Origin of the sequence: Mesohalobacter halotolerans, assembly GCF_006120725.1 — a bacterium.
GTDB classification, from domain to species: domain Bacteria; phylum Bacteroidota; class Bacteroidia; order Flavobacteriales; family Flavobacteriaceae; genus Psychroflexus; species Psychroflexus halotolerans.
The window spans coordinates 545,412-558,326 of record NZ_SWMU01000002.1; the positions used below are offsets into that span (position 1 = coordinate 545,412).

3 protein-coding genes are annotated in these 12,915 nt (G+C 37.2%); all 3 read right to left on the reverse strand.

Annotation, left to right across the window (positions count from 1 at the left end; translation table 11 throughout):
- Positions 1–285: 285 nt before the first annotated feature.
- Genes FCN74_RS12060 through FCN74_RS07080 form a run of 3 tightly spaced genes read right to left on the reverse strand, consistent with a single transcriptional unit; the run spans position 286 to position 12,778 of the window.
- Positions 286–423 carry a hypothetical protein gene (locus FCN74_RS12060; protein ID WP_171047130.1) on the reverse strand — a complete coding sequence of 46 codons (138 nt, stop codon included), beginning with the start codon at positions 421–423 and terminating at the stop codon, positions 286–288.
- A 31-nt stretch (positions 424–454) separates the two neighbouring features.
- Complete coding sequence (locus FCN74_RS07075; protein ID WP_138931883.1) at positions 455–1,417, reverse strand: PorP/SprF family type IX secretion system membrane protein; 963 nt, start codon at positions 1,415–1,417, stop codon at positions 455–457.
- Between the two features lie 6 nt (positions 1,418–1,423).
- Positions 1,424–12,778, reverse strand: coding sequence for a PKD-like domain-containing protein (locus FCN74_RS07080; RefSeq protein WP_138931884.1), 11,355 nt, complete (start codon positions 12,776–12,778; stop codon positions 1,424–1,426).
- Between the last annotated feature and the right edge of the window lie 137 nt (positions 12,779–12,915).

Genomic DNA, 12,915 nt, shown 5'->3' on the forward strand with positions numbered 1-12,915 from the left:
TTCGATAAGGCGATTAAACCGCTATTTTTTATATACGTTGTTATGGGCTGGTTTTATCAGATGTGTTTTATAAAATTCAATTAATTTAGTTTTATGTTCTTTGCTTCTAATTCTTACGCTTAGAGATGGACAATCCTCAATAAATACAACATTTTCCTGTGCACAAAAGTCCTTTAGTAGATTTATTTGGCTTTTAAAATAGACAGGGTTTTCACGCTTGCCCCAGGTATAAATAATTTTTTCTAAGTCATTTCCTTTAATAAATGCTTTAATTTCCTCAAAATGTTAAGTAAGGTTACATTTTTTAGCCGTAAATAAGTTTTGGTCTGAATACCCTTTTCCGCATATCTCATTTCTGTAACTTTCATCTTTTAATACAGCTGATTTTATAATATCTGTACTTCCAAACTTATTATCTTTCATAAACATTTACAAAACGCCTACGTAAATATTTTTAATAATCAGGACAACCATAACATTTTCTGCCTTGACCAAAATCGTAAAAAACAGATAACTCATAAACTCCTCCCGTACGCCCGATATTAGTTGTGTTAAAATCATAAGAATAAGCAATTCTAAAACCTTTCCAATCAAATCCAAAGAAACCATTAATGGACGTTAGAGTATGGCTTTGAAAACCACTTTTGATAGGGTTTGTCGCACCTAAAGCTCCGAAATAGAAACTATTATATTTTACTTTGCCACCAACATCCATGCGATTGTAGTCACCTTGTATCATAGCATTAAATAATCCATACACTTCCACTTTACTTCTGTAGCCTGTCGGAATTTTGTATGAACCATGCAAAGAAGCAAATATATCCAGTGACTCTTCTCCTTCAAAGGTCATACTAATATTTGGTTGATTCAAATGTAATACAGAAAGCCCTATCCAGGAATCTTCATTGTATAACAAAAAAGAGGTTCCAATATCATAAAATATGCGTGAATCATTAAGGTTCACCTGATCCATACTAGTAGGGTTGATGATCCCTTGATACAAATTTATCTGATCTTCTAGTAATAAATTTTGGAATCCGAAATCTTTTAATCCTAAACCAAACGATAGGCTTGGTCTGAAATACCATTCAGAAGTTAATTGTAATTCATAAGCATAATTAATGTTTATTTGAGTTAAATTATATCGCGTTGTTGTTTCTTTATGATTAAGTATGCTTATACCTAAACCGCTATCGATTTCTTCAAACCAATTATCTACAAATGCGTACTGGGTATTGATACTAAAATTAAGGCCCGGCCACTGTGTCCTGTGAATGATTCCAGCTCGTGTTGACTTTTTAGCACCAGTAAAACTCGAATTAAGTGTTTCAGGGATCATGAAGTATTGAGTAAATATTGGATCTTGAGCGTAGCCAAAGGTAGAAATTAGTAAAAAAATTATTAATATATTTCTCATAAAAAATTATTTGATCAAGGTAACAGGACCGTTAAGCTTTATCGTTTCACCAGCATATGTGGTTGCTTCTACAACAATGATATAGTTGCCATTTTCTGCGGGTCTTCCATCAATAGTTCCATCCCAACCTGTTAATGTATCATCTTTACCAGTTTCAATATATATTAGAGACCCAAAAGTATCGTAAACAGACATTTTAACATCTTCAAAACAAAGTGTAACAGGCCGTATAGTATCGTTCATGCCGTCACCATTTGGAGTGAAAGCATTCGGTAATACAATATCATATCCTTTGGTTATTTCTAATATCTCTGAGTGAGTTTTAGTACATCCAAATGCATACTCTACAGTTAATTCAACTTGATAAGTGCCAGCTCTATTATAGGTATGAGATGGATTGGGGTCGCCATTAACAACAGCAGACCCATCGCCAAAGTCCCATGACAGATTGACTATATCTCCTGTTGATTCACTTATAAAACTCACAGGTTCTTCAAAACTTAATACATCACATAAATTACTATTAGGGGAAGAGTAGTTAAACGATGCGTTTCCAATCTCTGGAAGATCTACTGTCACATCTACTTCAATTGGAGGGCAGCTATTAGATAAACTTTCTTGGTCATGTATAAAGGCTGTATAAACGCCTGATTCTGTCGTTTGCATACATTCTTGATTAACTGGATCGCATTGATCACCGGCAGACCAGGTTATTTCATAAGGTGGTATACCACCGGAAACAAATACATAATTTATTTGAGTAATTGTATTTGAACTGCAATCTGAATTAATATCATTAGTAATAAAAGCATCTAGGGGTTCTGGCCTTGTTAAAGTGACTTCAGTAGGCTCCTCATCACTCAGACAGCCGTTATCATCAGTAACATCAACAAAATAAGTGCCGGGTGTCAGACCTTCGAGGCACCATATCCCACCCTCTGTCTCAGTCCAATCGTTACCAATAGGAAAAGGATTAGTGCCTCCGGTTATACTTATGCATATAGAACCATTTGAATAACTTCTATCAGGTGAACATGTTGGGTTATTGACAGATTCAATATTGTAAACTAACTCATTTGGTTCAGGTATGGGAATACTGTTTGAGTAGGTACAATCATTTGCATCCGTTACTGTAAATACGTAATCACCACCGCCAACATTAAATTCACCGGTTCCTGTATATGGAGGTGTGCCACCACTGGCTGTTATTTCAACTGTTGCCGTTTCACCAAAACATTCTACAGGCTCAATTATGCTAGCATCTGCAGTGAGTTCTGTTGGTTCTTGAATTGTGATAAGTTCAATAGAAGAGCAACCGTTAGCATCAGTAATAACGATTTCATGTTCTTCTCCGGCATTTAATGTATAATTGCCGGTTCCTATATATGGGGAAACACCACCTGATGCAGAAACATTATAAGTTGCCGTATCCCCAAAACATGCTGCTGGATCTGATGTAAGTTCATGAAAAGTGGTTATCTGAGATGGAGCTTCTAATGTATAATTCAGAGTTATATCAGCTGGACAATTATCATCATTTATGGTTAAGGTATAATCATCAGCCGAAAGATTCTCAAACTCTAATAGACTAGGAGTGCTTGGATCGCTATCTAAAACATTTCCTGGCGAAAATGAATAAGTAAAGCTTCCTGAACCTCCTGAAACATCTACTACTATAAAACCATCATTTGAATTAAAGCAGCTCACACCATATCCGTTATAATCTGATATAGTATCATTAATAGTTATAGGACTTCCTGTTTCTTCGATATTGTACACAGGAGAAATAAACTCACATCCGTTTGAATCAAATACCTTTAAAACATAATTGCCTTCACAGGCGTTAGATATTGTATCTGAACCAGTATCTACTAAAATATCAAAATTACCCGAGCCATCAACACTCTCTGTGTACCATTCTAATACATTATAAGGTTCTGTACCACCAGTAAGATCTACATCAATATATCCATCGCAATCTGGAGGTACATTGTTGCAGGATAAGTCGACTAAGGATACTAAATCAAATGAAACTGGAGTTGGTGGTTCTATTAAATAATTATAAGTATATGTACAACCAAACGAATCAGTGATTTCAAGCGTGTATTCGCCTGGGCATAGATTAAACTGATCTTTATTTGAGGGATTACTTATATTACCATTTGTTGATGTCCAGTTATAAGTGAATGGTTCTAATCCTTCAGGACTTATTTCTATACTTCCTCCACATAGTGGATCTGAATAACTACAGGATATATTTGAAATTTCAGCATTAACATTAGGAATTGGACCAACCGTAATTGTTATAGTAAAGTCATCACCAACACATTGAGGTGTTGATGGATTAGATGTTGTGAAATATTTTGGAGTTACAGTATAAATGACTGTTTGAATATCATCTGTTGGGTTGTTAAGCACACCAGAATCAAAAAAGTCTTCGTCATTACCAACAGATCCTCCGGTTACTCCACCGGTTACACTTGGAGAGTTCCAGGAATACTTGGTAATTTCTGGGACAATAGTTTGATCGTCAGGCTCAATTCCATTTTGTGGACTTAACACATAGGAACTTGAATCACATATATCTACAATTATATCTGACACAAACGGTTTAGGTTCAACTGTAATTACAGCATCAAAGTCAGGGCCAATACAACCATTAGCTTCTGGTGTTACAGTATAGGTTATTTGTTGAATCTGATTTGTTGTATTGATCAAGGTTTGAGAAATAAACTCTTCTGGTGTGGTTTGATCTGACCAGCCAGTTAGATTTGCGTTTGGTGCAGAAACTACCCAGGTGTATTCTGTATCTTCTGGAACTATAGTAGTAGAATTAGGTACACCATCTTGTGGAGAGATAACAAATGTATCACCACTACACTGCGTATTCTGTAAGTCTGCTGAAGACGGAATAAAAGGACGAGGTTTAACTTCAACTATTATTTCAAAAGGATCACCCTCACATCCATCTGAATCTGGAACTACTGTATAAGTTAATGCTTGAGTCTCAGAACTGGTATTAACAAGGGTTTGACTGATCTCATTCTGTTCGATCGCCTGATCACTTTCACCCGTTATATTTGGGTTATCTTCAACCGTCCAGGTATAAGTGGTTCCGTCTGGTACTATTGTATTTCCGCTTGGAATTCCATTTTGAGGAGAAACCAAAAATGTATCTTCACTACAAATCGGGCTAGCCGTTAAATTTTCAATAATTGGTTTTGGACTTATATTTACCTCGACTTCAAAAGCTTCTCCTATACAAGCTCCTGATTTAGGTATTACTTCATAGGTAATTGTTTTAGTCTCATTTGAAAGGTTAGTTATGTTTTGGCTAATTTGTGGAACTCCTGTGTTTTGATTACTATAACCTGTTAAATCGGCTAAATCAGATTGTCCAGAGAGTATACTCCAGGTATAAAGTGTATTAGCGGGAACAATTTCTTGTGGTATATTATTAGATGGATTAACCATAAAAGATTCCCCGCTGCATATACCAACTACCTTGTTATTGATAACGGGTTCAGGTTCGACTGTTATAGTGAGATCAAATGGATTGCCTTCACATCCATCTGACGACAACGGGGTTATTGTATAAACAACATCCTGAGAAGTATTAGTGGTATTAATTAAACTTTGACTGATCTCGTCTTGCGCAATTGTTTGATCACTCTCACCTGTAATGTTTGGGTTGTTTTCTACTGACCATGTATAAGTTGTGTTATTAGGAACAATATCATTTCCATTCAAACCGCCACCATTAATAGGAGTATAAGTAAAGGTGTCATCAGAACAGATAGATTGATTAGCATCTGAAATCTCTGGATTTGGAAGAATAGTAATCATAAAAGTCTGAGATGTACCAGGACAATCTCCAAAATAAGGGGTAACCTTATATTCTATATCCTCTGCATTATTAGAAGCGTTTATTATAATTTCTCCTGAAATTGGGACTGATAGGTTTTCTAAACCTGAGCTTGCCGTATAACCATTTAAATTTGAACCCGCATTGATCACTTCCCATTCATACTGAATTTGGCTTGTTGGTTGGGTTGATGAATTAACAAAAATATCATCAAACGAAGACTGACTACAAATAGTTTGATCTTGTATTGGTTCTAAACTTGCAACAGGATTTACTGATACAGTAACAGTAAAAGGATCTCCTTGACAACCTGATGCTGTTGAAGTAGCTGTAACTTCATAATCTACGGTAGCTATTGCATCCGTTGTGTTGACAAGCGTACCTGCAATTTCATCTGTCCCTGTATCTCCAATTGTTGCTCCATTTACTGTTCCATTAATATTGGTAACTTCCCAAGTAAAATCACTTACGAGGCCGTTCCCTCCATTATTAATATTTTCCTGTGGATCAAAACTAAAAGAAGAACCGGAGCAGACCTCAGGCGTTGATGGTATTCCTTCCGGTTCTGAATTAACATTAATCGTTACGATAAATGCATCACCTTCACATCCGTTATCGCCTTCGGGAACGAAAGTATAGACTACATCCAAATCATTTCCGCTAACATTCTCCCAGATATCATTGACGATAGCGTCAGCAGATAAACCATTTTGTACCGTTACATTACTACTGCCTCCGGTAAGACCTACAGAAGATATGTTCGTTAAGTTGTAAGTACCTACACTTGGACCATCTGTATCATTGCTGAGGGTTAAACCTACCGGTTCGTTACTACAAATTGTTGCTGTTTGTTCATTAACAACTGGTTCCGGATTAATAGTAGCTGTAACTGTAAAAGAATCTCCCTCGCAACCTTCATTAGATACAGGTATTACGGTATAGATAACATCAACTGGTGCATTGGTAGTATTAGTAAAAGAATCATCTGAAAGATCAGCTGCATCTAATCCATCTTCTACTTGAGCATTACCGCTGGATACGCTCAAACCGTTTAATTGGAGGTCTGTTATATTATAGGTTCCTGCAACTATGTTTGTGCTTGATTCAAAATCAACATCTAATGTAGAATCACTACATACACTTACTGTTTGATCAGCTACCAATGGTTCCGGATTAACTATTACCGTAATATTAAATGGCGATCCTTCACAACCGGACAATGTTGAAGTTGGTGTAACTTCATAATCTACTGTAGCTGCCGCATCCGTTGAGTTCACAAGCGTTCCTGTAATTTCATCCGTCCCTGTATCACCAATTGTTGCTCCGCTTACTGTTCCGGTTATATTAGTAATTTCCCAAGTAAAATCACTTACTAGCCCATTACCTCCATTATTAATATTTTCTTGTGGATCAAAGTTAAAAGAAAAACCAGAGCACACCTCAGGTGTTGACGATATTCCTTCCGGTTCTGAATTAACAGTAATCGTTACGGTAAATGCGTCACCTTCACAACCGTTATCGCCTACGGGGACAAAAGTATAAACAACATCCAATGCTGCTGATGTCAGGTTCTCCCAGGAATCGTCTCCTATGGCATCAGCTGACAGGCCATCTTCAATCTCTTGATTACTTCCTCCTGCAGTTAAGCCACTCTCAGGTACGATATCAATCAAATTATAAGTTGCCACACTGGGACTATCCGTATCATCTCCAAGGGTTAAACCTACCGGTTCGTTACTGCAAATTGTTGCTGTTTGGTCATTGACAACTGGTTCCGGGTTTATAGTTGCTGTGACTGTAAAAGCAGCTCCTTCCACGCCTTCCGAGCTTACAGGTATGACAGTATAAATTACATCAACAGTTAAGCTTGTAGTATTGGTAAATGAGTCGTCAGCAAGGTCAGCGGCATCTAATCCATTTTCTACCTGTGCATTTCCGCCAGATACGATCAAACTATTCAGTTGTAGATCAGTTACATTATATGTAGTACCTGTATTAGAGCCTGAAGAATTAAAATTTTCGCCCAATGGAGAATCACTACATACACTTACTGTTTGATCGTCCACGACGGGCTCAGGATTAACTGATATAGTAATAGTAAAAGGATTTCCCTGACAACCTGATGTTGAAGTTGGTGTAACTTCATAATCTACGGAAGCTACTGCATCTGAGGTATTGACAAGTGTACCTATAACTTCATCTGTCCCTGTATCACCAATTGTTGCTCCGCTTACTGTTCCGGTTATATCACTAACTACCCAGGCAAAATTACTTATTACCCCATTACCATTATTAATATTTTCTTGTGGATCAAAACTAAAAGAAGAACCGGAGCAGACCTCAGGCGATGAATCTATTCCTTCCGGTTCTGGATTAATAGTGATCGTTACGGTAAATGCATCACCTTCACACCCGTTATTGCCTAAGGGAACGAAAGTGTAGACGACATCCAGATCGTTTCCGCTAAGATTCTCCCAAGTATCATTAACAATAGCGTCAGAAGCTAGACCATTTTGTTCCGTTACATTACTACTGTCACCTGTTAAGCCACTCTCAGATACGATATCAATCAAATTATAAGTAGCCACACTGGGAGTATCCGTATCATCTCCAAGGGTTAAACCTACCGGTTCGTTACTGCAAATTGTTGCTGTTTGGTCATTGACAACTGGTTCCGGGTTTATAGTTGCTGTGACTGTAAAAGGATCACCCTCGCAACCATCATCTGATACAGGTACAACAGTATAGATAACATTAACAGGTGCATTTGTAGTGTTAGTAAAAGAATCATCTGAAAGATCAGCTGCATCTAACCCGTCTTCTACTTGAGCATTACCACCGGATACGCTCAAATCGTTCAGTTGAAGGTCTGCTACATTATAGGTTCCCGCAGCTATGCTTGTGCTTGATTCAAAATCGACATCTAATGTAGAATCACTACATGCACTTACTGTTTGATCAGATACTACGGGCTCTGGATTAACTGATATAGTAATAGTAAAAGGATTTCCCTGACAACCTGATGCTATTGAAGTAGGTGTAACTTCATAATCTACGGAAGCTACTGCATCTGAGGTATTGACAAGTGTACCTATAACTTCATCTGTCCCTGTATCACCAATTGTTGCTCCGCTTACTGTTCCGGTTATATCACTAACTACCCAGGCAAAATTACTTATTACCCCATTACCATTATTAATATTTTCTTGTGGATCAAAACTAAAAGAAGAACCGGAGCAGACCTCAGGCGATGAATCTATTCCTTCCGGTTCTGGATTAATAGTGATCGTTACGGTAAATGCATCACCTTCACACCCGTTATTGCCTAAGGGAACGAAAGTGTAGACGACATCCAGATCGTTTCCGCTAAGATTCTCCCAAGTATCATTAACAATAGCGTCAGAAGCTAGACCATTTTGTTCCGTTACATTACTACTGTCACCTGTTAAGCCACTCTCAGGTACGATATCAATCAAATTATAAGTAGCCACATTGGGAGTATCCGTATCATCTCCAAGGGTTAAACCTACCGGTTCGTTACTGCAAATTGTTGCTGTTTGGTCATTGACAACTGGTTCCGGGTTTATAGTTGCTGTGACTGTAAAAGCAGCTCCTTCCACGCCTTCTGAGCTTACAGGTATGACAGTATAGATAACATCAACCGGTGCATTTGTAATGTTAGTAAATGAGTCATCAGCAAGGTCAGCAGCGTTTAAGCCGTTTTCTTCTTGTGGACCTCCGCCAGAGATCGGTAAAGCGTTCAGTTCAAGGTCTGTTACATTGTAGCTTGTCACCGGTATCGTATTACCTGACCCAAAGTCAACCCCTAAGGCGGTGTCGCTACATACACTTACTGTTTGATCGTCCACGACGGGCTCAGGATTAACTGTTACTGTAATGGTAAAAGGAGCTCCTTCGCAACTAGATACTGTAGAGGTTGGTGTAACTTCATAATCTACGGTAGCTACTGCATCTGAGGTATTGACAAGTGTACCCATAACTTCATCTGTCCCTGTATCACCAATGTTTGCACCGCTTACTGTTCCGGTTGTATTAGTAATTTCCCAAGTAAAATCACTTACTAGCCCATTACCTCCATTATTAATGTTTTCTTGTGGGTCAAAATTAAAACCTACATTAGACGAAACTGTTTCGTTATAATCAATTCCTACCGGTTCTGGATTAACAGTGATCGTTACGGTAAATTCATCACCTTCACATCCGTTATCGCCTACGGGAACGAAAGTGTAGACGACATTCAGATCGTTTCCGCTAACATTCTCCCAGATATCATTGACGATAGCGTCAGCAGATAAACCATTTTGTACCGTTACATTACTACTGCCTCCGGTAAGACCTACAGAAGATATGTTCGTTAAGTTGTATGTACCTACACTTGGACTATCTGTATCATTGCTGAGGGTTAAACCTACCGGTTCGTTACTACAAATTGTTGCTATTTGGTCATTGACAACTGGTTCCGGATTAATAGTAGCTGTAACTGTAAAAGAATCTCCCTCGCAACCATCATCTGATACAGGTACAACAGTATAGAGTACATCAACCGGTGCATTTGTAGTATTTGTAAAAGAATCATCTGAAAGATCAGCTGCATCTAACCCGTCTTCTACTTGAGCATTACCACCGGATACGCTCAAATCGTTCAGTTGAAGGTCTATTACATTATAGGTTCCCGCAGATATGCTTGTGCTTGATTGAAAATTGAAATCTAATGTAGAATCACTACATGCACTTACTGTTTGATCAGATACTACGGGCTCTGGATTAACTGTTACGATGATAGTAAATGGGACTCCCTCACAACCTTCACTGGATACAGGTGTCACGTCATAAATTATATATTCAAAGGCATTTGAAGTATTGGTAAGTTGTTGATTTATTTCTGTTTGAGGTGAAGATACAGAACTTTCTCCACCTACATTAGGGTTAGATCCTACTGTCCAGATGTACGTTGTGCCTATTGGTAAAATATCTCCATCTACTCCGTTGGCTGGCGAGATATTAAATATCTCGCCTGAACAAATTTCAGCTGTTTTATTATTTACTTGTGGTGTTGGATTAACCGTGATTTTAAATTCTTTTATCTCACTATCACATCCATCGTTTGTGGCATCTACCTCATAAACCAATTCAAGAGGCAGATTAGTGCTATTAGTTATTGTAGCGGAAGATATGGTAGATCCAGAACCATCTTGAATATATCCACTTAAGCCTGTAACTTCTGCCACTGTCCAAGAAAAGGTACTTCCCTCCATATTGGAAGTTAAGTTTATGTCTACAGTGGTTTCACCCGAACATAACGTTTGTGTGAGATTAGTATTAGTTATCTCCGGAGTTTGTTTATAATCAAAAACTAACTGAGAAGAGTTAGATCCTAAACATTGTCCATCTACCTGAACAGATATATTATAACTATCGAAATCATCAAATTGAATTACAGGATATGGATCTGTGCTGCTGGTACCATTTATAAAAGTATAACTATTACCGGATACTGTCCAATTGTAAGAAGAGGGGGCAAAAGGTGAGTCACTGTAAACAGGTTTAATTTCCAGATCGTTAAAGTCTAATGTATATCCATCTGTATTTAATTCATCTATTGTTTCACAAACTGAAAATGTGGAAAGATCAAATTCAACCGTAGGATCTCCAAGTATTGTTATGTCTTTTGACCTAGAGTCTTCTCCGCAGAGATTAGATATTGTTTGAGTTATTGTGTAAACTCCAGGCTCATTAAAAATAATTCCAGGACTTTGTGAACTACTGTCATTTGGGCTTACATAAGTGTATCCGGTGTCTGGTGAAATATTCCAGGTATAGGTTGGCTGTTGACAGTCTAAACTTGATATGTTTGAAGTGTCAGTAAACTGTAATGACTGCCCAGAGCATATTTGCGTTACTTCCTGATTATTTTGATCAGTAATACTAAAATCAGCTTGAGGGTCAGCTTGCACATTAACTGTATAAAATGAGTTTTCTGAAGGGAAGAAAGAATTAGTTTGACAAAGATCAGCGTTAACAGCTGTAAGCCTAAATCCCCAACAGCCGGCTGTTATAACTGAAGCTGGTATCTCCAAATCAGGTTTGCCGGTATCAACGTTTAAAACCCAGTCTACAGCTCCACCAGAAGTTGAACCATTACTTGATATTTGTGCAGAAAGAATCGTACCATCCGGCTTTTGTATTTCCCATATAAAATTTGCAGCATCAAGACAACCTTCAGCACCATACTGACCTAAACTTGTTGTATTAGTAACCGTTAATGGTTGATCTTGACAAATATCATCAGCTGTGAAGGATGCTTCCGGTGGTAAGCTCGTGTTAACTTCTTTAGATACCCCTTCACCGTTTTCTTTATAATCACAACTTGGGTCTACATTATTGTTAAATTTATTGTATAAACGCTTCTTAATTTCAAAATTAGATTCGTCATTTCCTAATTCTCCACAGGACACATCGTTATATTGATGTGATATTTGGTTTTGATCTTCACTCAACATAAGTTCCGCATGTGTGTAATATTCTAAAGGACTTCCATCTCCAAAATCTATAGTATAATAAGAGCCATAAAAATTATCACCAATCCCATCAGTTGAAGTATCAACATTAAACAAAACTTCACTACCTACGCATACACTATCACTAGTACTGTTTGAAATAGTAGTTGCATTTCTATGTAATACTAATATGACCGAATAAACTGAAGCTATGCCATTACTATCTATAGCCTGGAGTTCATAATTATAGGTCCCTATGGGTAGATTATCATCAATGGTGTGTGAGTTTGTAATTGTACCTAAATCAGTTATGGTATTATCAAAGATATTGATCCGTTTTAGAGAGTAGGTTAAGTTTGAATCAGGTGATGATATTTGTATTTTGTTTGAAAAATTGTCTAATATATCATTTGCTGTTTCTCCTGATGAAGCTGTAACAGAACCAAACATCGTCTCATTAGTAAATTGACCCTGGTCTGTACAGTTAAAACGGGTTGAGTTAGGACTTATATTTGAATACCCGGTTACGGGTGGTTGATTGTAATTATCGCCTGAATTAATGGTAAAGGTTGATGTTTCAGGTGACAATATTTCTCCATAATCCGGCTGACCGTTAGTAAAACCTGTTAATCCCTTAGAAGCGCGAATTCTTAATTTATAATCTCCGTTGACATTACCTGGTAGCTCACCATTCATCATCGTAGTAAAAAAGCCATCTACTTCTTCTAAAATTGTAGGATTTGAAAAGGAGCCACTGGCATCTGATAATTCTAAGAAAAACTTATTATCGTCATTGCTATCTTTAAATTTATAAACCCCTTTAGGATTAAAATGGATGGTTATACCGGAACCGCCTCCGTAATTAACAGAAGTATTAAAATCAACAATTTCTATTTCCGCTATTTGTGGTGAGTTTTGAGCATACCCATAGTATGAAATTAAAGTAAATAGGAGTATTTTAATTATAGTTTTTTTCATATTACAAACATATAAAAAAAACTTAACAAGATGTGCATTATGTTTTAGAATAAGAAAGTTGGTCATGTTACTGATAATCAGTATATTGTTTTAATCATAAAACCTTAAACATGAACAATTTAGTCGCTAATTACAAA